Origin of the sequence: Paenibacillus phytohabitans, from assembly GCF_013141775.1 — a bacterium.
Lineage (GTDB): Bacteria > Bacillota > Bacilli > Paenibacillales > Paenibacillaceae > Paenibacillus_AQ > Paenibacillus_AQ phytohabitans.
In genome coordinates this window covers 136335-157569 of record NZ_WHOB01000094.1, presented here as the reverse complement: position 1 = coordinate 157569, position 21235 = coordinate 136335, and the positions used below count along the sequence as shown (strand labels likewise).

The window sequence follows — 21235 nt, the reverse complement described above, 5'->3', positions numbered from 1 at the left end:
GCAAGCGGCTCTTCCTGTTGGGAGCAAAAGCTCGCATGAACCATAACTTTACGAATTCTTTAAAGAGATCCCGGAGGAAATTAAGAATTTCTTTAAGATTACCTCTTACTATAGTCAGTAACGGTAAATATATACTTCAGCTTAACCGTAGAACGGGAGCGTGACAGACATGAGTGACATCATCCTTACGACCAACAATCTCACCAAGAAATATAATCATACATTGGCCTTGGATAATATTAATCTGAACATTGAAAGAGGAAGGATGTATGGCTTCATTGGTCAAAATGGGGCTGGGAAAACAACGCTGATCCGCCTCATTGTAGGGTTATCCTTTCCGACAAGCGGCGAGTTGTACCTGTTCGGCAAGACAGGGAAGCAGGCGCTGCAAGAGCAGCGTAAACGGATCGGCTGTATGGTTGAAACGCCTGCTCTATATCCCAATATGACTGCTGTGCAGAATCTGGAAGTCCAGCGGATTCAGCGGGGAATACCCGATCGGCATGTTATCAGGGAGACGCTGGAGCTGGTCGGTCTGGATGATTATCTTACTGGCAGAAAAGCGGTCCGTAATTTTTCTCTGGGAATGCGCCAGCGGCTGGGTATTGCGATTGCCTTGCTGCATGACCCTGAACTGCTCATTTTAGATGAGCCGATTAATGGGCTTGACCCCATGGGGATCGCCGAAATGCGGATCTTGCTGAAACGCTTAAATGCGGAACGCGGGACCACGATATTGATATCGAGCCATATCCTTAACGAGCTTTATCAGACGGTGTCGCAGTATATCCTTATTAATCAAGGTGTCCTGATTGAAGAATTAACACAAAGCCAGCTGAATGAGAAGTGCAAACGCCATATTGCGCTGCAGACCAATCATGTAGAGAATGCACTGCTTGCTTTAGAAAACCGGCTGCACATCAAAGATTATCAGGTTATGCCTGACGGAACCATTAAGCTGTATGATCACTTGGATGACATGGAAGGCATCTCGTCCACATTAATGAAGGAAGGCGTCCTGATTACAGGAATGACAATGGCTGGAGATACGCTGGAAAGTTACTTCCTCCACCGTATTGGAGGAGAAAAGCATGCTTTGTCTCATTAAAGCGGAAATTTACAAGCTGGTGCATGACCGGAGTTTTTTTATCCTTTTGGCTCTGTCTATAGTGCTGGGCGGCTTTCTTATGCTGGATCAAGGAGAACTTACCGGATATGAGAGTGTATTTGCGTCCTTGTATAATGCACCTATATTAATGCTGCTGACCTGTGTATTTGGGGCGCTCTACATTGGAAAGGATTTTGCAGACCACACGCTGTATCACATAATTTGCGCTGGTCATTCACGGAACCATGTATTTCTTAGCAAAACAATCCTATTTGTAGCGGGGTCGAACATGATTTTACTCCTTCAGCCGATCCTTAGTATCGCTCTTAATGCCGGTATTTACGGGTGGGGGCATCAATCTTTCGGGTCAGATCTGAAGGAGATAATAAAATTATTTCTTACAACAGCTGTATTGAATGCGGCTATGTGCGGAATCTCCCTACTGGCGGCATTCATATGTAAAGATGTTGGTAAAACCTTATCCATTCCAGCGCTGTTTTATTTTTTGACCATATTCCTGTTGAACGGCCCGAACGCGAAAGAAATTGCGCGGTTTATTCCCCTGGGGCAGCTGAGACTGTTAATCGGGGATTCTTCATCAACAGGAGCGGCCCTGCTGGTCGGAATAATTTTTTTAGGCTGCTTCTGCGTAGCGGCCGGCAGGATTTTTAACCATTCGGAACTTTATTAAAGAGGGGGATGCCATGAATAATCTTATGCAGATGGAATGGTACCGCATAAAGTACAATAAATTTTTTGTCGGCTGTGCGCTGCTGAGTATCATTTACGGACTATTTGCCAGCAAAAGCTATATTGCCGATTTGACCACACATAAAGACGCTATAGGGATCTTCTATGCCATGGTTTATGACTCCACCGTCTGGCTTGTATTGTTCTCTGCCTTCGTGGTTCTGCTGATCGGTCATGATTTCACTAACCGCACAATTCACCTGGAGGTTGTAGCAGGCCATTCCAGAATAAAAATCTTCTTCAGCAAATGTCTTATCTATTTAGCCGTGTTTAACCTCTTAATGCTGCTGGGTCCGGTGGTGGGTAGCATAAGAATGTCTTTTCAGCTGGGCTGGGGAGATTCATGGAATCATGATGCTTTGTATATCCTGCGGGTAATCCTGTTTTCGTTATTGCTGAACAGCGCAGTATTTTCAGTCTGTATATTTTTTGCCTTCATATTCAAGGATTCTGCTAAAACGGTATCTGTATCGATGATTGTTCTGTTTATCAGCGCTATGTGTATCGCCTATGCCGGGCCGATGGGCTGGTATGACGTTGTACCGTGGCTGCGGTTTCTGCCGATGAATCAAATTAGAGCATCTTTAGCCTATTCTCTCTCCCTGGTCCAGGCGACAGAGATTGCACTTTCCGGGATAGTGTACCTGCTGTTGTTCATCGCACTTTCATTTCAGAGGTTCAATACTTGTGAACTCAAATAGGGACGGGGAAAGAGGCGTCATAATCCATGATGTATATTGTTGTTCTGCTCACGGTAATGCTTGCGGTGCTTATGTTTCGCCTCTTTTCTCTGAAAAGGCAAATACGCAATGTCACTAAACAGATGGTTGAACTGTCATCCGGGACTATTGAAAAGAAGTTGAATATTTCATTGATAGATAAGAATTTGAATGTGCTCACTGCAGAGATAAACAAGAACCTGACGAAGCAGCGTGAGCTCCGTATTAACATGGCACGAAGCGGCAATCATCTGAAAGAATCCATAGCTAATATCTCCCATGACCTGCGCACACCGCTGACCTCGATGATCGGCTACCTCCAGCTGTTGCAAAAAGGGGCTATAACACCAGAGCAGCGTGAGCAAATAGGAATTGTTTTGCGCAAGGGCCATCATCTGCAGACATTAATCAAATCATTTTATGAACTGGCTGTACTGGATTCAGAAGAAATTCAGCCGAAGTTCAAGAATGTGAATTACTCGAATGTGATTATGGATAGCGTTGTGGAGAACGCCGCCATGTTTGAAGAGCGGGGGCTGCATCCGCAGATAACGCTCCCGGAGGATAGCGTATTTGTCTGGACGGATGAGGATATGTTGCGGCGCATCCTGCAGAACTTGCTTGATAATGCAGCAAAGTATGCCACAGGCGAGATCAGGATCACCCTGCTGAAGAATAGTAAGACAGAATTGATAATGACGAATATGATATCAACTCCCAAAGAAGTTGATCCGGCACGGCTGTTCGACCGCTTCTATACTTCAGATGTATCGCGAAGTGTAGGGAGTACAGGGCTGGGGTTGTCGATCGTCAAAATCCTAATTGATAAAATACGCGGAACGATCAGTGCTGAGTTATCTGGAGACCACCTACAGATCAAAATTGTATTGTGAAGGCCTCAGAGAAAAATGTATGGAGATGACATAGATGCTTAAGATAGGAATATGTGAGGATGAACAAAACGTCCTTAATCAAATTAGCTGTTGTATTCAAGAAGCTTTAAACAATGAAATAGAATACAGCATCAAGGAATACAATTTCGGAATGGCCATGCTAAAGGACAGAGAAATTTTTGATCTGGTGATTCTAGATTTAGATATGCCGGGCATGAACGGATATGAGCTGGCACAGGAAATCCGGGAGCTTGATACAGAAGTGAAGATAGTATTTATAACCAATTACTCTATCTACAAAGATTATGCGTTCTCAGTTCATGCCTTTGGCTATCTGGTTAAACCGGTTAATCGTGATGTTCTTTCTGCTTTACTCCGAGATACCGTTAAGTACATTTCGCCGAGAAAAAAAGACACACAACAGGTTAAATTTTTGTTCAAGGAAGGTGTGAAGTCGTTTCACCTCAAGGAAATATTATACTTTGAGTATATGAACCGTGACATACATCTACAGACACTAAGGGATAGAGAATACATAATCCATAAAGAAAAGATATCTAATATTTCGAAGAAAATGAGTCTATATGATTTTGTGGTTCCGCATAAGAGTTTTGTAATTAATCTGAACTATGTTAGTTATGTAAAGGGATACAATATCTATATTAAGAACGGGGATATTATTCCGTTGTCACAGAGTAATTCTACAGCCTTTAGAAAGAAGCTGGATATTTTTCTCCAGAAGCAAGTAAATGAGTAAAGGGGGCGTTTCTATCCGGAATGGGGGCTGAATTTTTGTACACCCTATACTGTTGACAGATTCTACAGGATGCTGTATATTTATCTTAACTTAAAGATAATTAACTTAAAGATAAACGCGAACACGACAGGAGGTGCACATAATGAGCGGCAATAATGACACAGCAGGTACAGCAGCTGACAGTACAATCGATCAGGAACAGGCGGCATCACTGAAATTATTCGTTGTTCTGTCCAAGGCTTACAAGAGCCTGATGGATCAGGCGGTGAAGGATATGAAGAGCCATGGGCTGGCATCGGCGGAGTTCATGGTGCTGGAAGTCCTGTATCATAGAACGCGGATTCCACTGCAGCAGATTGGCGAGAAGATTCTGGTCACCAGCGGCAGCATCACCTACAACATCGATAAGCTGGAGAAGCGCGGACTACTGAAGCGCGTTCCATGCGAGGACGACCGACGTGTGACTTATGCCGAGATTACGGAAGCGGGGCGCGAGCTGTTCGATGATATTTTCCCCCGTCATGTCAGTTCCATACACAGCCTGATGGGCGGGCTGGACAGTGAAGAGAAGGCTCAGGCCACTCAACTGCTGAAGAAGCTGGGCAAGGGTGTATAGAAGACCGGGAATAGCACAGCGGGTTTCTGAACAGCCGGCTGGAACTCGATAGCTGCCTGTTAGCTTAGCTAGCAGCAAGATGAGCATTGAAGATCAGGCAGTCCATAAATTTAACAGTCTAATAATGAATTGGTATTCTATGAAAATGCCAAGTCCCCGAATGGCGGGCAAATTATATATAGATCAGCAGGACCAAAAATTTTTACCTAATATCTTAACGTTAAGATAATTAAAATCGAGAGAATGGAGAGTGTTTAAAATGGTTAGTGTAGGTTTATTGTTGATGAGATTGGTAATTGGTGTAGCGTTTATCGGGCATGGTGCACAGAAGCTGTTCGGCTGGTTCGGCGGCTACGGCCCCAAAGGCACAGGCGGCTGGATGGAGTCGATCGGCATTAAGCCCGGCGTACGTATGGCGGTGCTGGCAGGACTGATGGAGCTGGTCGGAGGACTGCTGTTCACACTCGGTCTGTTGACTCCGGTAGCTGCTGTGCTGATTGCCGCAACCATGCTTGGCGCAATAGTCAAAGTCCATGCTCCTAACGGGTTCTGGTCTACGGCTAACGGGATCGAGTTTCCATTAACGGTACTGGTGGTTGCGGTCGGGGTGGCTCTGGCGGGTCCGGGTTCGATTTCACTTGATGCACTTTTCTTTAAATAATAGCCGGTACGCCAGGCGGCCTGCTCCACAGACAGCGGGTGGCTGCCCAGGGCGGACGTCAAGATAGCATCCTCATTTTACAAAAGAACAGATTGTACAACACACCCAATTTCAGGAGGTAATAATCATGACTATGCAAACTTCAGGAATTCATCATATCACCGCTTTTGTAGGAGATGCTCAGCGTAACGCTGATTTCTATGCCGGAATTCTCGGACTGCGCCTTGTCAAAAAAACCATCAACTTCGACGCACCCGACGTCTATCATCTCTACTTCGGCAATGAGCAGGGTGCACCGGGCACCATTATTACCTTCTTCCCCTGGTCTACCGGACGCAAGGGCAGAATCGGCGGCGGTCAGGTTGGCGTAACCACTTATGCTGTGCCGGCAGGCTCCATCGGGTTCTGGGAGCAGCGGCTGGCCGCTTATCAGATTCCGGTTACCAAGGTAAGCCGGATCGGCGAGTCTTATCTCTCCTTCGCGGACTTCGACGGTTTGCGGATTGAGCTGGTGGAACGTGAAGAGGGTTCCTTGAGCACCTGGTCCTTCGCCGGAGTACCTGTAGAACATGCGATCAAAGGCTTCGGAGGTGCTGTTCTCTACAGCGTTGCCCCGGACAAAACAGCAGACACTCTCTCCCGTACGCTGGGAATGGAGCGGATTGCTGAAGGTGACGGCTACATCCGGTACAGAGCTGCCGGTGATATCGGGAATATCATCGATCTGAAGGCTACTCCGGTTCCGCAGGGGGCTGGCGGCACAGGTACCGTCCACCACATCGCCTGGCGCGCCAAAGATGATGCCGAGCAGCTGGAATGGGGCCGCCGCGTACAGAGCCACGGCTACCAGCCGACTCCGGTGCAGGACCGCCAGTACTTCAATGCCATCTACTTCCGTGAAGAAGGCGGAATCCTGTTCGAGATTGCGACCGATCCTCCCGGCTTTGCCCGTGATGAAGCACCGGACGCGCTGGGACAGAAGCTGATGCTTCCGGCATGGTTTGAACCGCAGCGTGCGGCGATAGAAGATAACTTGAGCCCATTTGAAATCCGCGAAATCGGGGTGAATCAGAAATGAATATGACGCATGTATTCCATCAAGGTACGGATGTTACTCAGCCGACGCTGGTATTATTCCACGGCACAGGCGGCAACGAGCATGACCTGCTGCCGCTGGCCGGGCTGCTGGCTCCCGGCGCTTCGGTGCTGGGCATCCGCGGGAATGTACTCGAGAATGGCATGCCGCGCTTTTTCCGGCGGCTGGCTGAAGGAATATTCGACGAGGAGGATCTGATCTTCCGCACCCATGAGGTGAAGCAGTTCCTGGACGAGGCTGCAGCGAAGTACGGATTTGATAACGGCAATCTGGTTGCAGTAGGCTACTCCAACGGTGCGAACATCGCCGGCAGCCTGCTCTTCCATTACGGAGGCATCTTCCGCGCGGCAGTGCTGCTGCATCCGATGGTGCCGCTGCGCGGCCTTGCTATTCCGTCGCTGCAGGGGGTTCCGGTCTTTATCGGGGCAGGAACCAATGATCCGATCATCCGCTCCGAGGAGACCCGTGAGCTGGAATCCCTGCTGAGCGGCGCGGGAGCCGAAGTCACCTCTCACTGGGGCAATCAGGGACACCGCCTGAGCACCGCCGAAGCTGAAGCGGCCAGGGATTGGCTGGCCGGACTCACAGCTTCCGGAGAATGATATAACTATACAGACAACCGCCTGCGGGGGCTGCTGATCAGTGATATGATCGGCCGGCCGACTCCTGCAGGCGGTTATTTGCGATATAGAGATATAGGTCCGAGATACATTTGTTCCCCCGTTCTATTCCCCGTTAATGCACAAAAGCATTGAACTTTCAGGCTGTGATCGGGTAGTATGAAGAATAAAAAACGGACCTGAGCAAAAACGGATTTGCTGTCTTTTAAAGGGGTGCCAAGAGAAAGGTTGCGTCACTATTCATGATTAAGCAAAACCATATTTCAGGCCTTGCGGAGGGCGGGCCGTCCAAGAAACAGCGGCTGCAGCTGGCGGTCATTCTGGGGGCCATCGCCACGATCGGCCCTCTGTCGATTGATATGTATCTGCCGGCTCTGCCTGCGCTTAGCACTCATTTCGCCACCAGTCCGGCTATGGTGCAGCTCAGCCTGACCTTCTTCCTGCTGGGGCTGGCCTCGGGCCAGCTGGTGGCCGGACCGCTCAGCGATGTGCATGGACGCCGTGTTCCGCTCTTTATCGGTATGGTGATTTATGCGGTTTCTTCACTGCTCTGTGCGTTCAGTCCTTCTATCGGCCTGCTGGTGTTTCTGCGTTTCATCCAGGGCCTGGCCGGATCAGTAGGTGTGGTCATCTCCCGGGCGGCGGTCCGTGATATGTACAGCGGCTCGGAATTAACCAAGTTCTTCTCGCTGCTGATGATTGTCAACGGGCTGGGGCCGATCTTCGCTCCTGTCATCGGGGGACAGCTGCTGAGAGTAACGACCTGGCAGGGTGTGTTTGTAGTTTTGTTTGTGTTCGGACTGCTCTTTGCGGCCATCATTCTGCTGCGTCTGCCGGAGACATTGCCCAAAGAACGCCGGATCAAAAGCGGGCTCAAAGGAACGCTGCTCACCTTCCGTATCCTGCTTGGCAATGCCAAGTTTATGGGCTATGCCCTCTCCCAGGGTTTCGTTACAGCAGCCATGTTCGCTTATATTTCTGGTTCTTCCTTCGTATTGCAGATTATTTACGGGGTATCCCCGCAAATGTACAGCCTTATCTTCGCTGTTAACGGGCTCGGCATTATTATCTCCGGGCAGATTGCCGGCCGGTTGTCCGCAAGAGTAGGGGAGCGCAAGCTGCTGATTAGCGGACTTCTGCTCTGTACTTTCGGCGGTGTCCTGCTGCTGGTTACCCTCCTTGCCGGAGGCGGACTGCTGCCGATTCTGGTCTGCCTGTTCGCCGTGGTCTCCAGTGTGGGTCTGGTGAGTACAACCAGCTTCTCGCTTGCCATGCAGGATCAGGGAGAAACCGCAGGCAGCGCCTCTGCACTCCTGGGTCTGCTTCCCTTGCTGCTGGGCAGCTGTGCGGCTCCGTTAGTCGGACTTGGCGGCAGTGACTCTGCTGTGCCGATGGCGCTGGTCATCGCGGGAGCAGGCATCCTGTCCATTTTATCTTACCTGCTGCTCTGCAAAAGGGCGGACAAGCCATGAGCCGCAAGGATCTCACGACCCTGCTGCTGCTTGCCTTTGCCTGGGGAGCCTCCTTCCTGTTCATGCGGATCGCCTCTCCTGAATTGGGGCCGGTCTTCACGACCGAGCTGCGTGTTACGCTTGCCGGAGCAGCCCTGCTGCTCTATGCGTTTGTGACCCGGCGCAAACTGGGCATCCTGAAGCACTGGAAGCAGTTCCTGCTGCTCGGTGCCATTAATGCCGCACTTCCGTTCACCCTGATCTGCATGGCTGAGCTGCATCTGAGTGCTTCGCTGGCGGCAATCCTTAATGCCACGACCCCGATGTTTGCGGCTCTAGCCGCCTGGGGAACCCGGCAGGAGAAGCCGGGCCTGGCCAAGTCGGCCGGCCTGGTCATTGGTCTAATTGGCGTAGCTGTTCTGGTCGGCTGGAGTCCGGTACCGCTCACAAGTACAGTTCTCTTGTCAGTAGGGTACTCGCTCTGTGCCGCATTGTGCTATGCATTTGGTGGATTATATGCTTCACGTGTAGGCTTCGGCCTCACTCCGCTGGCGCTTGCTGCCGGACAACAGCTGGGTGCAAGCGTGGTGCTGCTGCCGCTGGCGGTTATTTTTGCCCCGGATCATCTGCCCTCGGCCGCTGCGGTATACTCCGTACTTGGTTTGTCGCTGATCTGTACCTCGGTGGCTTACCTGCTGTACTTCCGCCTGATCGCCAGCATCGGCCCGGTCAAGACCGTCAGCGTCACATTTCTCGTCCCTGTATTCGGCCTGATGTGGGGAGCCATCTTCCTGCATGAGCCGGTCTATGCCAATACCCTTGCCGGACTGGTTATCATCCTGCTGAGCGTAACACTGGTTAACCGGAAGCCGGGCAAGTCGTAGGGTAACAGACATTCAGCAAACTTTCAGCGCATTTTAACGTTGTACTTGGGTGAAAGAGATATATTGGATAGGTGAAAGGAGGGACAAGTATGAATATTTCATCCGTATCCGCTTCAACATCTACCACGTATACGTCCTCCAGTGCAACGGATACAGCTGCGCTTGAGAAGCAGAAGGCGAAGCTGGAAGCTGATCTTGAGAAGGTAAGCTCCAGCAAGGACGACGAGAAGACTAAGGAAACCAAGACCAAACAGCTTGAGCAGCAGATCAAGCAGATCGAAGCGCAAATTGCCCAAAAGTCACAGAGTGCCAGCAGCGCCTCTTCAGCTGGAAGCGCAGCTGCACCGCCGGAGAAGCCTGCTGACAGCAGCAAGCTGGCAGCGGCATCTGCGCAGGAAATCGCGACCGCAACTACAGATAGCGAAGGCAGATTTGACATTCGGGTATAACCCCGGCTAACCAGCATGCCTGAGAAGAGGACCGCCATTGCCGTGGTGACTGGTTCTCTATTGCGGTATGACAACCCTTGTGCAGCAAGAAATAGGCATCCGGACTGATCGCAGTCCGGGTGCCTATTTTTTGTATCCCAGGATCAATCAACCTTCGGTTTTCCTCCGCTGCAGTGATTTACACTTTGCCGGCTGTCTAACTCTGATGAACATACAACCGTTATACGGGTCATCTGCTGCTGATATTGCTATAATAGGTTTTATGGAAAATGCTGAATATTGTTTAGCCAAGGGTGAGTTCAGCAGTAAGGGCAGGTGAAGTCATGCATTCAAAGTCATGCATTCAATGAAACAAAGATTGGAACACTTCAGATTCGTGAGGCTGCTTCTATCCATCTACCGGATTAAGGCGGTAAGGGCGCTTGTTCCGCTGCTGATCATCGGTCTTGTCTATTGGGAAGGGCAGAATGAGCTGAAGCAGATTCATTTGGGGATGATCATTCATGAATTAAAAGCAGTCCCCGCACCGGCCATTCTGCAGATGCTGGGCATTTCCCTGCTCTCCGTTGCGGTCATGAGCACTTATGATTATTTAATCCGCGGGCATTTCCGCTTGCAGACCAGCTACTTAAGCACCTTCCGCTATGCCTGGATCGCGAATACGTTCAATAACCTGATCGGCTTTGCCGGTCTGGCTGGCGCGGGCCTCCGGACGCTGCTCTACAAAAAGAGCGGTGTGCCCTCGTCCGTGCTGGCACCGGCTATCGTATTTCTGTCACCGCTGATGATAACCGGGCTGTCGCTGCTCTCATGGTGCACCCTTACCGGAATCCTTCCGGCGGATGCCCTTCTACATGAACATCGCTGGCTGGTATTCGCGGTGTGGGGAATGGCGCTTTATTTGCCGTTTTTTGTGATTCTCCAGCGTTCCTCACTATTCGCCAAGTGGATTAACCGGGGGCAGGGCAGGACATCCTGGCTGACGGTAGCGGCTTCTGTCGGAGCTTCCTTCCTGGAGTGGGCCTTTGCCGGACTGACCTTCTGGATAATTGCCGGTCAGCTGCTCGGCGGTGCTCCGTTTGTTACGGTCTTCAGTATTTATGTCGTTGCCGCCATTGCCGGCATTCTAAGTATGGCTCCCGGAGGCATCGGTGCCTTCGACCTGATTGCCCTGCTTGGACTTACCCAGCTGGGAATCCGGAGCGATCAGGCCATGGCTGTGCTCGTCATCTACAGACTATTCTATTACATTGTGCCCTGGCTGATCGGACTGGTGCTGGCGGCGCTGGAGATCGGGCTGCCGGGTAAGAAGGGGACTGAACGCAGCGGAGACAGAGTCGAAACTCCCGTTACCGTATGGCAGAGAATATGGGGCTGGCCCGGCCAATACACCTTCCTCAGCGACCTGGGGGTCTGGGCACTCGGCAAGCTGGTGCTGGCCAGCGGTCTGATTCTGCTGCTGTCCGCAGCTACACCTGAGCTGCTCTACCGGCTGCGGATCACGGAGAATCTCTTGTCCCTGCCAGTGATGCGGATTTCCCATCATCTGTCCGTGCTGATCGGCTTCATGCTAATCCTGCTGTCGCGGGGAATTTCCCTGCGTGTCTACAGGGCGTACGTCTGGACCAGTCTGCTGCTCTTCGGCGGTGCAGTATTTGCTTTTACGAAAGGATTCGATTACGAAGAGGCGCTGTTCCTGCTGCTGGTAGGCCTGATCCTCTGGATCTCGCGGACCCGGTTCTACCGGATTAGTGTGCCGCTCAGTACCAGGAGCACCGTATGGTGGCTGGCTCTGACTTCTGTTGTAGCACTCAGTTATTATGGGCTGGGGAGTTATTCGCATCACGGTTTCCTGAAGCATCTCCCGGCCGGAATCCGGCCGGAATGGCTGCGGCAGCACAGCAATGTGGCGGTTACAGCTATAGGCGGACTGATCTTCTCCTGGCTGCTGCTGACTATGCTTGTTGCTCTCCGGCCGCAGCGCAAGGCCGATGAGCTCTTCGCGGATAAGGATATGGCGCGGCTGGAGCAGTTTCTGGCGGAAGGCTGGGGCAATGCCTTAAGCCATATGCTGTTTCTGGGCGACAAAAGCTTCTACTGGGCCCGGGAGGGCAGAGTGTTATTCGCTTTTGCCAGAGTAAGGGACAAGCTGGTGGTACTGGGTGATCCTCTGGGTCCGGTGGGCCTGGTCAATGACGCAATCAGCGAGTTCCGCCAGGCGGCGGATTTGTATGGACTCGCCGTAGTGTTCTACCAGGCTACACCAGCCTACCTCCCGGTGTATCAGAGCCAAGGCTACCGGTTCTTCAAGCTGGGCGAGGAAGCGTTGGTGCCGCTTGAGAACTTCAAGGCCAGCGGCCCCCGCAATGCCGATCTGCCCGGTGTGGCAAGCCGGTTTGAACGTGAGGGCTATGTCTTTGAGATTGCCGAGCCCGCGCATTCTGCAGACCTGCTGCAGGAGCTCCGGGCGCTGTCGGAGGAATGGCTGGACGGGCGCCTGGAAAAAGGGTTTTCGCTGGGCTGGTTCAGCAAGCCGTATCTGCAGCTCGCTCCGCTGGCGCTGCTGCGCGGAGCTGACGGGCAACTCATAGCTTTTGCCTCCGTTGCCCCGGGCTATGACGGACACAAGACCGTGTCCATTGATCTCATGCGCCACCGCAAGGATACCCCGAACGGGACTATGGATTACTTGTTCCTGTGTCTGCTGGAGTGGGCGAAGTCGCGGGGGTTCCGCAGCTTTAATCTGGGTCATGCCCCGCAGCCTGGTGCCGGCCGGAATACCGGAGCGCTGCGCGAGGAGAAGGTGGCCCGCCTGGTCTTTGAACGCGGCGGCCACTGGTACGGATTCTCCGGCCTGCGGCGGTATAAGGAGAAATTCGGGCCGCAGTGGGAGCCGCGGTATCTGGCGTATCCTGCATCGCTTACCCTCTACCTGTTAACCCTCGATCTGGTGAGACTGGTTTCCCGCCATCCGGGTCCGGAAGATAAGGAATAAGAGCTGGACGATTCTCCTGAAATGGGGGATACTAATTTTACCAGCAACCGGACCGCAGAACAGGCAACGATAGAGTATAGATCATTTTGGGAGGGCTCCTGTTCTTAGCGGAGTCTTCTTTTTTGGGCTTGAAGCTGTAACAAGGAGGCTGAGCCAGCCAGTAAGGAATGGGCAGTTCAGGTCAGGGCAAGACAAGGCAGGGCAGGGTTGCGGGATAATTTGAGGAGGCGGCTGTTATGGGGAATGCAGTAATGGAAATTATGGAGAAACGCAAGTCTGTGCGGACTTATGAGACCACACCAATTGATACAGCAGCCCATGCCTCCATTATGGAGTATCTGGATAAGGAAGAGAATTTGCGCGGTCCTTTTGGCGGGATATCAGGGATTGAATGGATCTGGGCCAAAGGCGGGGCGGGGGAAGGCAAGGGCATGAAGCTGGGCGCTTACGGGATCATTGTGAATCCGCAGGCTTATCTGGTAGGCTCCGTGCGTAACGGGAAGCTGGCACTGCTGGAGTTCGGATATACCTTCCAGAAGCTGATTCTTTTTGCGACCGGGCTGGGTCTTGGAACCTGCTGGATTGGCGGAACCTTCAACCGCAAATCCTTTACCCGTGAGCTGGAGCTTGCCGAAGGGGAGATTATTCCCTGCATTACGCCGCTCGGCTACGCGCGGGAGAAGCAGCGGCTGCTGGATACCACGATGCGGTATGTGGTCAGAGCCGACAATAAAAAGCCTTGGAAGGAGCTCTTCTGTGACGGTGATTTCAGCAAACGGCTGACACCGGAAGCCGCCGGGAAGCTGGCCGTCCCCATCGAGATGGTCCGGATCGGCCCGTCAGCCTCCAACAAGCAGCCCTGGAGACTTGTCTTGTCTCCAGACCGGCAGCAGCTGCATTTCTACTTGGAGCATACGCCTAATTATAGCGGCAATAAGCTCGGATTCCAGATGCAGCGGATTGATATCGGCATTGCCGCCTGCAATTTCGAGCTGGCCTGCCGCGAGCTGGATATTGCAGGCACCTGGACCATTAACGATCCGGGAATAGAAGCCGGCAGTCCGAATACGGAATACATGCTCAGCTATACACTTAGCTGATCCGGGAAAGCCACCACAACAGGCCTGCTGCCGTCAGGATACATAGCGCAACCCATGTATCGCGCTTGTTCCAGGCCAGCTGATAGACAGGAGTCCGCTGCTTGGCGGGATCATACCCGCGCGATTCAACGGCTGTAGCCAGCTCGTCGCCCATGCCCAGGACAAGGATGATCAGGGGCACGATGATCAGGGCAATCTGCCGCGGGGACCAGCGTGCCAGTCCGCGGGCCCGTCTGCCGCGCGAGCTCAGTGCCAGCTGCAGCTGTGTCAGCTTGCCGAGAATCCAGGGCACGAACTGCAGCGTCACGGACACAGCCAGCGACCAGTTGCGGGTCCGGATTCCAAGATGTCTCAGCGGAGCAATTCCCCATTCCAGCCCTTCACGCAGCGGAGCGCCGGTAGTGGTCTCCGTGAACAGGAATCCGAGGACGATCAGCAGCAGAAACCGCAGCACGCTGATTCCTCCGCGCTGAAGTCCCGCAGAACTGAAGCTGAGCGGGCCGATACTGAAGCCGGGCGAGTTCCAGCTGAGCCCGGACAGCAGCCAGAGGAACAGGAACATGAGGAGGAACGGGCGGAAGAAACGGAAGACCCTCCGCCAGGAAATTCCGGCCGAAACCGTGAGTCCGGCCAGCAGGCTTGCAGCCAGCAGCAGCGGGAGGAAGGTGTCCATCCCCAGCACGGTCAGTGATCCGATAATCATCCCCAGCCATTTGACCCGGGGATCCAGTCCCTGCCAGCGTAACCGGCCAGGGGCTTGTTTGATTGATAAGTGGTCAGATGTTGCGGGCTCCCCGTAAAGTGCCTGAGGATTCATTGAAGCCAAGGCCTCGCTTGCCGGGCCTATTGTGGCGGCAGATAGACCTGGTGCGTCTCCGCTTGCGGGGCCTGTTGTGGCGGCAGATAGACCTGGTGCGTCTCCGCTTGCCGGGCCTATTGTGGCGGCAGATAGACCTGGTGCGTCTCCGCTTGCCGGTGGAGATTCCGTCTCGCTTCTTCTCCCTTCGCTGGGCTCCTTGTGGGCCGCCGCAGGAGTGCTGACTTCCTGCGGAACGGGCAGAGGCTGCTTATCCAGTCCGGCGAGCAGCTCCTCCAGATTGTCCGGTAATGCTTCAAGCCAGCCGCGTTCTACAAGCCTGCGGCCTAGCGAGGCATAAGCCGGAGGCGTAAGTCCGGCAGCTCGCAGCAGTCCGGGGTCCGCTGTCAGTGCCGCAGCAGGGCCATCATAATGGGCCGCGCCCTGCTTCATCACGATCACCCCGTCGGCAACCGGCAGAAAGCTGTCCAGATCATGGGTGCCGATGATCAGAGTCAGGCCGCTCTGCCGCAGCTCCTGCACCATTTCCAGCAGCGACTGTGCCGCCAGCGGGTCCAGTCCTGCGGTCGGCTCATCGAGAATGAGAAGCCCGGGCCGGGAGGCTATGGCTCCGGCAATACAGACCCGCCGCTTCTCGCCTCCGCTAAGCAGAAAAGGGGAACGTCCGGCGAACTCATCATAAGGCAGCCCGGTCCGCGCGAGGGCGCTGCGGATGATACCGTCCCGCTGCACCTTAGGTACACCGCGCTGCGTCAGGCCGTATTCGATATCCTTATGGACGCTGTCTGCGAACAACTGGGTCTCCGGCTGCTGAAATACCATAGCGACAGCCTCCCCGACCTTGCGGTCCGCAGGCATCGTATCCTCATGAATGATATTGCCGGATGCCGGATGCTCCAGCCCGGCGAGCAGGCGCAGCAGAGTGGACTTGCCGCTTCCGTTAACTCCGCAGAGCACGGTCAATGTGCCTGCAGGGATATTCAGGGAGATATCCTGCACGGCGTACTTGCCGTCGTAATGGAAGGAGAGATGCTCTGCCCGAATCCTCATAGCATCGCCTCCAGCTGCGGCTCGGTCAGCGGGAGCAGATGAAGCGGCCAGTTCTGTCTCTGCAGCAGTCTCCCGATGCGGACCACGGGCGATGGAACCCATCCGAGCGCATCCGGCAGGCCGGAGGCGTAGAACAGGGTGCGCGGATCACCGTCATAGAGCAGCCGGCCATCGCCCATAACGGCAATGCGCTGGCTCTCGGCCAGTTCCTCCATCCGCTGCGTGACCCAGAGCACGGTTGTGCCGCTCCTCCATAACTGCCGGGCCAGCTCTAGAATATCCTGCCTTCCCGCCGGGTCCAGCATAGAAGTGGCCTCATCGAAGATGATCATGCCTGCTTCCAGGGCAAGGCAGCAGCCGACAGCCAGGCGCTGGCGTTCTCCGCCGGATAGACTGGCGACATCTGCTTCTGCTTTGTGGGCCAGTCCTACCTGCTGCAGAATATCATGGATTCGCGTAACCATCAGATTCCGGTCCAGCCCGCGGTTTTCCAGCCCGAAAGCGATGTCCTCGAAGGGCGTAGAGCCCACCGTCTGTGCCTCGGGATTCTGAAATACAAGCTGGACCTGCTGCTTCACGTCCGCGCGGTTCTGAGGCGAGCGCAGATCCAGCCCGGCGACGGACAGACTGCCTCCTGACGGGGGAATCAGCCCGTTGAAGGTGCGGATCAGCGATGTTTTGCCGCAGCCGTTGGCTCCTGTGAGCGCAACCCATTCTCCCCGTCCAATATGGATACTAATCCCTTGCAGAACCGGGCGCCTGTGCTGGCCATCCCGTAAAGACAAGGTCAAATTATGCGCCCTGATCATCCTCATGCCCGCTTTCCTTACAGCTCTAGTCAACAATCGCTCCCCATTATAACAAAGATTTGAGGATTGATGTATCCGGAGGGGGATGATATAGTGATCCTAAAAAAAGGGGGTACTCCCGGCAATGAAAAAATGGACGACCCGCGGCCTGATATTCAGTGCACTATTCGCCGCAGTTATGATCGCTCTGAGTTATTTAAAGATCTCTCTGCCTTTTTCTACTGTACCTATTACAATGCAGACCCTGGCTGTCATGCTGGCCGGTTCTATTCTGGGGGCACGCTACGGCACGCTCGCCGTACTGATCGTGATCGGACTTGCTGCTGCGGGCTTCCCGGTGATGGGCGGAAGCGGCGGACTCGCGGTGCTGGTTGGCCCGACCGCAGGCTATATATTCTCCTGGCCGTTCGTAGCCTGGCTGATCGGCTTCTTCGCCCAGCGTATTAAGCAGGATAAATATACTTTCGTGAAGCTGCTTGCGGCTAACTTTATATTTGGTGCGCTGCTTGTCTATCCTGGCGGCGTATGGTGGCTGGCCCATTCAACCGGTATGGACTCGCTGGCCAAGGCGTTAACTGCAGGTATGTGGCCGTTCATTCCGGGCGACCTGACCAAGGCAGTGCTGTGCTCTGCCGTAGTGACGGCTGTGTGGAAGGTGTATCCGATCGACCGTATTTTAAACAGTGATTCCGGCGTCTGGGCAGACGGGGAGAAGTCAACCGTCATTCGTTAGCCGGTGGAGGCTGGATGAGGTGGCGAATGGCTGGCTAAGGTGGCGAATGGCTGGCTGAGGCTGGCGAATGGCTGGTTAAGCTGGCGAACGGTTGGCTGAGGCTGGCGAATGGCTGGCTGAGGTGGCGAACGGTTGGCTGAGGCTGGCGAATGGCTGGCTGAGGTGGCGAAACGACTGGCTGAGGTGGCGAATGGCTGGCTGAGGTGGCGAAACGACTGGCTGAGGTGGCGAATGGCTGGGCTGAGGTTGGCGAACGGTTGGCTGAGGCTGGCGAATGGCTGGTTGCACGGAGCAAAGAGGCGATTTCGCTGCCGTATGGCAGGGAGTCGCCTCTTTTATTGTTATTTAGAAAATTATGATGTCCGTCTGTAGTGTATAGAACGTGCATGATGTCCTGGTTACGTTTCTTTAGAGCTTGGAGCCAATCCGCTTGAAGGACAAATTTGTTCTTGTATCAGGAAACTTCACCGAATCCCCCGGGAGTCGGCAGCACGGTGAAATCAAAGGGATAAATCCCTCTAATTCCGCTGAAAGTGGGCTGTATGATGAAATCAAAGGGATAAATCCCTCTAATTCCGCTGAAAGTGGGCTGTATGGTGAAATTAAAGGGATAAATCCCTCTAATTCCGCTGAAAGTGGGCAGTATGATGAAATTAAAGGGATAAATCCCTCTAATCACACCCGGACGTTGACCAAAGGAGGAAATGAGGAGCAAAAGTGCCCCTGATTTCACCGGATGCGGGCAAAAGTGAGAAATGAGGAGCAAAAGTGCCCCTGATTTCACCGGACGCGGGCAAAAGGAGGAAATGAGGAGCAAAAGTGCCCCTGATTTCACCGGATGCGGGCAAAAGTGGGAAATGAGGAGCAAAAGTGCCCCTGATTTCACCGCCAGTCCTCGTCAGCCCCCGCCCGCCCCGCCAGTCCTCGTCCGTCGCCCACCGACTATCCTCGTCTGCCGTCGCCCGCCCACGACTGTCCTCGTCTGCCGTCGCCTGCCCACCGACTATCCTCGTCCGTCCGTCGCCCGTCCACCACCTGTCCCCGCCGCCCGCCTATCCTGGTCTGCCATCGCCCGCCTATCCTCGGCTGCCCGTTGCCGCCCGCCGACTATCCTCGCCCGTCCACCGCCGCCCGGAGTCCAATGCTCACTCTTTCACGCAATCGTCCTCCGGCTCCGGATCGGGCAGAGCCCAGACCGAGACGCTTCCGCCATTCACCGGGAATACTGCCCAGCCGTCTTCTCCGATCGTGACAGTCTCCTGGCGGTTGCCGGTCAGATCCTCCCATACTTCCCCGCCGCGCGCTTCGCCGGCGAACATCCGCTTCTCTCCGTTGTCCCCGTTCGAGATCACTACGGCGCAGCCGGAGCCTTCGATCTCCGGAACGCCGCGCCGCACCCAGCCGATGGTGTTGGGATGGTCGAAGTAATCATCCTGTTCGCCGTAGGCCTTGTTGTAACGGGCGCAGAGCAGAGGATCGATGGCGTCCTTCTTGCCCTCCACCGGTGCCGGGCCGCCGATACCGTAATAATCGCCGTAGAAGACAACGGGGTATCCGTCTCTCCGCAGCAGAATCAGGGCATAGGCGCTCTGCTTGAACCAGTCGCCGACCCAGGATTCCAGCGCCTCATGCGGCTGGGAGTCATGGTTGTCGACGAAGGTGACGGCATTGGCCGGATGCGTCTGGACCAGCGTATCGTCGAAGATATGCGTCAGATCGAAGTCCCTGCCCGCAAGCGCAGCCGAGTAGAGCTTATAATGCAGCGATACATCGAACAGATCGATCTGATAGTCAACGGTGTTCAGGAATTCGCGGCAGGCTTCCAGATTGGAGTTCCAGAATTCGCCGACAATGTAGAAGTCTTCGCCGCGTTTCTTTTTCATTTCAGCCGCAAATTCTTTAATGAATTCATGGTTGATATGCTTAATGGCATCCAGGCGGTAGCCGCTGCACTGCAGGGTGTCGACCAGCCATTTGCCCCAGTTCAGCATTTCGTTCTTCACGTCTTCATTACTGTAATCAATATTGGCGAACATCAGATAGTCGTAATTGCCGAATTCGTCATCTACATTCTGATTCCAGCCTTTGTTCGTCCCATCAATCCGGAATACGCCGTTCCGGCTTGCCTTGGCATCGAAATCGGTGCCGTTGAAGTGGGTGTGGTTCCATTTGAAGCTGGAGTACTCATCCCCGCGCCCCGGAAAATCAAACTTGGTCCAGCCTTCAATCTCAAACGGCTGGGAGATATCCTTATTGCGGTCGTTAGGATCGACCTCAATGACCTCAAACACCTCGGTCTCATCCGCCCCGGCCTTATGGTTCATGACCAGATCCACGTAGACCGCGATGCCGTTCTTCAGACATTCGGCAATCGCGTCGACCAGTTCCTGCTTGGTTCCGTATTTCGTGCGCACGGCACCCTTTTGATCAAATTCGCCCAGATCATATAGATCATAGACTCCATAACCGGTATCTTCCGGAGAGACCGCCTTGGTTACGGGAGGAACCCATACGGAATCAATTCCCGCCGCCTTCAGGTCAGGAGCCATTTGGGCAAGGCGTTTCCAGTGTTCTCCGTCTGCGGCAACATGCCATTCAAAAAATTGCATCATGGTATGGTTTCTCTTCATTCCTGGTTAGCCTCCTTAAGGGTTGTGAAACGAATGGAACAATTCTTGGGTCTGTTGCTTCAGCAAGGAGTAGAAGAGATTTATGTAGACCTCCGAACCTCAGGTGAATAAGTCCAGCTGGCGCGGGGCCAAACCGCCGTCAATCCCAAGCAGGGACTGCAGCTCCTGCGCATTGGGGGTAGCATCACCGGCGGAATTATTATTAAAGACAACGTAGATATCACGGCTGCTCTGCGTAAGTGTAAGCAGACGGTTCTTCCATTCCACCAGTTCTTCGGTGCTGTAACGGTACAGATAGCGCAGCTTGCGCCAATCGGGATGACTGCTCTGATTCCAGCCTCCGGTATTGCGGCCGTGCAGCCGTACATAGGTGATGTCTGGCGTAGTTGCGACCGGCACAATCGGGATCGAACCTGAACCAGCCTGCGGCTCATCGGCTATAGTATGAATCCAGCCCTCCTGCTCCAGGAACTGCAGGGTTCTGCTGCGCAGCTCAGGACTGTACCAGGAATCGTTGCGGAACTCGATGGCGGAGGGCACATCCAGCATTCTTTCCTTAGCCTCACGCAGGAATTCCACATTATCCTTGGTGCAGTCGAACCAGGGCGGGAACTGGAACAACGTCATGGCCAGCTTGCCTGCCGAACGCACAGGGGCAATGGAGGTATGGAAGGCGCGGTACATCTCCTCCGGCGTATCGTAATAATTTTTTTTATCACGGAGATGTCCGGTCATCCCCTGGTAAGCCTTCACAATGAACTTGAACTGCTCCGGCGTCTGGTTAACCCACTTCACATAATTCTTGACCGGCTGCACGGCATAGAAAGAACTGTCGATCTCCACAATGGAAAAATAAGCGCTATACGCAGGAAGCCGGTCGGCAGGTTTGATTTTGCCATACAGCTCCTCATGGTCTCCGAAGCCGGTAAGCCCGATCTTAATCATAGAACGCCCTCCTTGTATCAGTCTGCTCTATGCCAGTTTCGACACTGGCTATCTCTTATTAAACTGAAAACCCGTCAAGGCAAACAAGGGCATTTGATTAAAAGCTGAAACTCAGGCAACATGAAGAGAGGATTTGGAACAGAATACCGTGA

General features: G+C 53.7%; 21 protein-coding genes. 17 read left to right on the top strand and 4 right to left on the bottom strand.

The genetic code is table 11. The features are described from left to right. Nucleotides 1-169 precede the first annotated feature (169 nt). From GC101_RS33140 to GC101_RS33075, 14 genes are all read left to right on the top strand, one after another. Complete coding sequence (locus GC101_RS33140) at nt 170-1108, top strand: ABC transporter ATP-binding protein (protein ID WP_171720775.1); 939 nt, start codon at nt 170-172, stop codon at nt 1106-1108. Beyond that, a complete protein-coding gene (locus GC101_RS33135; RefSeq protein ID WP_171720774.1) occupies nt 1092-1799 on the top strand; it encodes a hypothetical protein in 708 nt (235 codons plus the stop codon). Before GC101_RS33140 ends, GC101_RS33135 begins: the two co-directional genes overlap by 17 nt. A 13-nt stretch (nt 1800-1812) precedes the next feature. Beyond that, nucleotides 1813-2559, top strand: a complete 747-nt coding sequence (locus GC101_RS33130; RefSeq protein ID WP_171720773.1) for an ABC transporter permease — start codon at nt 1813-1815, stop codon at nt 2557-2559. A gap of 170 nt (nt 2560-2729) precedes the next feature. Beyond that, nucleotides 2730-3470, top strand: coding sequence for a sensor histidine kinase (locus tag GC101_RS33125; protein WP_171720772.1), 741 nt, complete (start codon nt 2730-2732; stop codon nt 3468-3470). A 34-nt stretch (nt 3471-3504) separates the two neighbouring features. Further along, nucleotides 3505-4227 (top strand): LytR/AlgR family response regulator transcription factor, encoded by a 723-nt coding sequence (locus tag GC101_RS33120; RefSeq protein ID WP_171720771.1) that lies wholly within the window; start codon nt 3505-3507, stop codon nt 4225-4227. Between the two features lie 142 nt (nt 4228-4369). Beyond that, complete coding sequence (locus GC101_RS33115; protein WP_042140349.1) at nt 4370-4843, top strand: MarR family winged helix-turn-helix transcriptional regulator; 474 nt, start codon at nt 4370-4372, stop codon at nt 4841-4843. A gap of 259 nt (nt 4844-5102) precedes the next feature. Next, nucleotides 5103-5504 carry a DoxX family protein gene (locus GC101_RS33110; RefSeq protein WP_039308226.1) on the top strand — a complete coding sequence of 134 codons (402 nt, stop codon included), beginning with the start codon at nt 5103-5105 and terminating at the stop codon, nt 5502-5504. Between the two features lie 127 nt (nt 5505-5631). Further along, nucleotides 5632-6582 (top strand): ring-cleaving dioxygenase, encoded by a 951-nt coding sequence (locus tag GC101_RS33105; protein WP_171720770.1) that lies wholly within the window; start codon nt 5632-5634, stop codon nt 6580-6582. Nucleotides 6583-6584: 2 nt separating this feature from the next. Further along, nucleotides 6585-7202: an alpha/beta hydrolase gene (locus tag GC101_RS33100; RefSeq protein ID WP_171720803.1), complete on the top strand. Its 618-nt coding sequence runs from the start codon at nt 6585-6587 to the stop codon at nt 7200-7202. Between the two features lie 260 nt (nt 7203-7462). Continuing rightward, the gene (locus GC101_RS33095; RefSeq protein WP_171720769.1) at nt 7463-8692 is read left to right on the top strand and encodes a multidrug effflux MFS transporter; all 1230 of its coding nucleotides are present in this window, start codon (nt 7463-7465) and stop codon (nt 8690-8692) included. Beyond that, nucleotides 8689-9555 carry a DMT family transporter gene (locus GC101_RS33090; RefSeq protein WP_171720768.1) on the top strand — a complete coding sequence of 289 codons (867 nt, stop codon included), beginning with the start codon at nt 8689-8691 and terminating at the stop codon, nt 9553-9555. The genes GC101_RS33095 and GC101_RS33090 overlap by 4 nt, the downstream gene beginning before the upstream one ends. 89 nt (nt 9556-9644) lie before the next feature. Then, on the top strand, nt 9645-10004 hold the full coding sequence (locus GC101_RS33085) for a FlxA-like family protein (RefSeq protein WP_171720767.1): 360 nt from the start codon (nt 9645-9647) through the stop codon (nt 10002-10004). Nucleotides 10005-10341: 337 nt separating this feature from the next. Continuing rightward, on the top strand, nt 10342-12999 hold the full coding sequence (gene mprF, locus GC101_RS33080; RefSeq protein ID WP_171720766.1) for a bifunctional lysylphosphatidylglycerol flippase/synthetase MprF: 2658 nt from the start codon (nt 10342-10344) through the stop codon (nt 12997-12999). A gap of 236 nt (nt 13000-13235) precedes the next feature. Next, nucleotides 13236-14099, top strand: coding sequence for a nitroreductase family protein (locus tag GC101_RS33075; protein ID WP_171720765.1), 864 nt, complete (start codon nt 13236-13238; stop codon nt 14097-14099). Here GC101_RS33075 and GC101_RS33070 read toward each other — a convergent pair. Both GC101_RS33070 and GC101_RS33065 read right to left on the bottom strand, forming a co-directional pair. Next, nucleotides 14092-15966, bottom strand: coding sequence for an ATP-binding cassette domain-containing protein (locus GC101_RS33070; protein ID WP_171720764.1), 1875 nt, complete (start codon nt 15964-15966; stop codon nt 14092-14094). The genes GC101_RS33075 and GC101_RS33070 overlap by 8 nt on opposite strands. Then, nucleotides 15963-16781 carry an energy-coupling factor ABC transporter ATP-binding protein gene (locus tag GC101_RS33065; RefSeq protein WP_246354623.1) on the bottom strand — a complete coding sequence of 273 codons (819 nt, stop codon included), beginning with the start codon at nt 16779-16781 and terminating at the stop codon, nt 15963-15965. Before GC101_RS33065 ends, GC101_RS33070 begins: the two co-directional genes overlap by 4 nt. 118 nt (nt 16782-16899) lie before the next feature. Here GC101_RS33065 and GC101_RS33060 point away from each other — a divergent pair, with 118 nt between their 5' ends. From GC101_RS33060 to GC101_RS33050, 3 genes are all read left to right on the top strand, one after another. Next, on the top strand, nt 16900-17508 hold the full coding sequence (locus tag GC101_RS33060; RefSeq protein ID WP_039308201.1) for a biotin transporter BioY: 609 nt from the start codon (nt 16900-16902) through the stop codon (nt 17506-17508). A gap of 203 nt (nt 17509-17711) precedes the next feature. After that, nucleotides 17712-17867, top strand: a complete 156-nt coding sequence (locus GC101_RS33055) for a hypothetical protein (RefSeq protein WP_171720763.1) — start codon at nt 17712-17714, stop codon at nt 17865-17867. Between the two features lie 71 nt (nt 17868-17938). Beyond that, nucleotides 17939-18235, top strand: a complete 297-nt coding sequence (locus GC101_RS33050) for a hypothetical protein (protein WP_171720762.1) — start codon at nt 17939-17941, stop codon at nt 18233-18235. A 418-nt stretch (nt 18236-18653) separates the two neighbouring features. On the opposite strand, the gene GC101_RS33045 is transcribed toward GC101_RS33050, so the two are convergent. Together GC101_RS33045 and GC101_RS33040 are read right to left on the bottom strand one after the other, a co-directional pair. Beyond that, nucleotides 18654-20138, bottom strand: coding sequence for an alpha-amylase (locus GC101_RS33045; protein ID WP_171720761.1), 1485 nt, complete (start codon nt 20136-20138; stop codon nt 18654-18656). A 99-nt stretch (nt 20139-20237) separates the two neighbouring features. Next, nucleotides 20238-21083 (bottom strand): DUF72 domain-containing protein, encoded by an 846-nt coding sequence (locus GC101_RS33040; protein ID WP_171720760.1) that lies wholly within the window; start codon nt 21081-21083, stop codon nt 20238-20240. Nucleotides 21084-21235 lie beyond the last annotated feature (152 nt).

Excerpts from the sequence above, each read along its gene's own strand:
- GC101_RS33140 (WP_171720775.1), top strand. The coding sequence starts at position 170 with ATGAGTGACATCATCCTTACGACCAACAATCTCACCAAGAAATATAAT.
- GC101_RS33135 (WP_171720774.1), top strand. The coding sequence starts at position 1,092 with ATGCTTTGTCTCATTAAAGCGGAAATTTACAAGCTGGTGCATGACCGG.
- GC101_RS33130 (WP_171720773.1), top strand. The coding sequence starts at position 1,813 with ATGAATAATCTTATGCAGATGGAATGGTACCGCATAAAGTACAATAAA.
- GC101_RS33120 (WP_171720771.1), top strand. The coding sequence starts at position 3,505 with ATGCTTAAGATAGGAATATGTGAGGATGAACAAAACGTCCTTAATCAA.
- GC101_RS33115 (WP_042140349.1), top strand. The coding sequence starts at position 4,370 with ATGAGCGGCAATAATGACACAGCAGGTACAGCAGCTGACAGTACAATC.
- GC101_RS33110 (WP_039308226.1), top strand. The coding sequence starts at position 5,103 with ATGGTTAGTGTAGGTTTATTGTTGATGAGATTGGTAATTGGTGTAGCG.
- GC101_RS33105 (WP_171720770.1), top strand. The coding sequence starts at position 5,632 with ATGACTATGCAAACTTCAGGAATTCATCATATCACCGCTTTTGTAGGA.
- GC101_RS33100 (WP_171720803.1), top strand. The coding sequence starts at position 6,585 with ATGACGCATGTATTCCATCAAGGTACGGATGTTACTCAGCCGACGCTG.
- GC101_RS33095 (WP_171720769.1), top strand. The coding sequence starts at position 7,463 with ATGATTAAGCAAAACCATATTTCAGGCCTTGCGGAGGGCGGGCCGTCC.
- GC101_RS33090 (WP_171720768.1), top strand. The coding sequence starts at position 8,689 with ATGAGCCGCAAGGATCTCACGACCCTGCTGCTGCTTGCCTTTGCCTGG.
- GC101_RS33085 (WP_171720767.1), top strand. The coding sequence starts at position 9,645 with ATGAATATTTCATCCGTATCCGCTTCAACATCTACCACGTATACGTCC.
- mprF (WP_171720766.1), top strand. The coding sequence starts at position 10,342 with ATGCATTCAATGAAACAAAGATTGGAACACTTCAGATTCGTGAGGCTG.
- GC101_RS33075 (WP_171720765.1), top strand. The coding sequence starts at position 13,236 with ATGGGGAATGCAGTAATGGAAATTATGGAGAAACGCAAGTCTGTGCGG.
- GC101_RS33070 (WP_171720764.1), bottom strand. The coding sequence starts at position 15,966 with ATGAGGATTCGGGCAGAGCATCTCTCCTTCCATTACGACGGCAAGTAC.
- GC101_RS33065 (WP_246354623.1), bottom strand. The coding sequence starts at position 16,781 with ATGAGGATGATCAGGGCGCATAATTTGACCTTGTCTTTACGGGATGGC.
- GC101_RS33060 (WP_039308201.1), top strand. The coding sequence starts at position 16,900 with ATGAAAAAATGGACGACCCGCGGCCTGATATTCAGTGCACTATTCGCC.
- GC101_RS33045 (WP_171720761.1), bottom strand. The coding sequence starts at position 20,138 with ATGAAGAGAAACCATACCATGATGCAATTTTTTGAATGGCATGTTGCC.
- GC101_RS33040 (WP_171720760.1), bottom strand. The coding sequence starts at position 21,083 with ATGATTAAGATCGGGCTTACCGGCTTCGGAGACCATGAGGAGCTGTAT.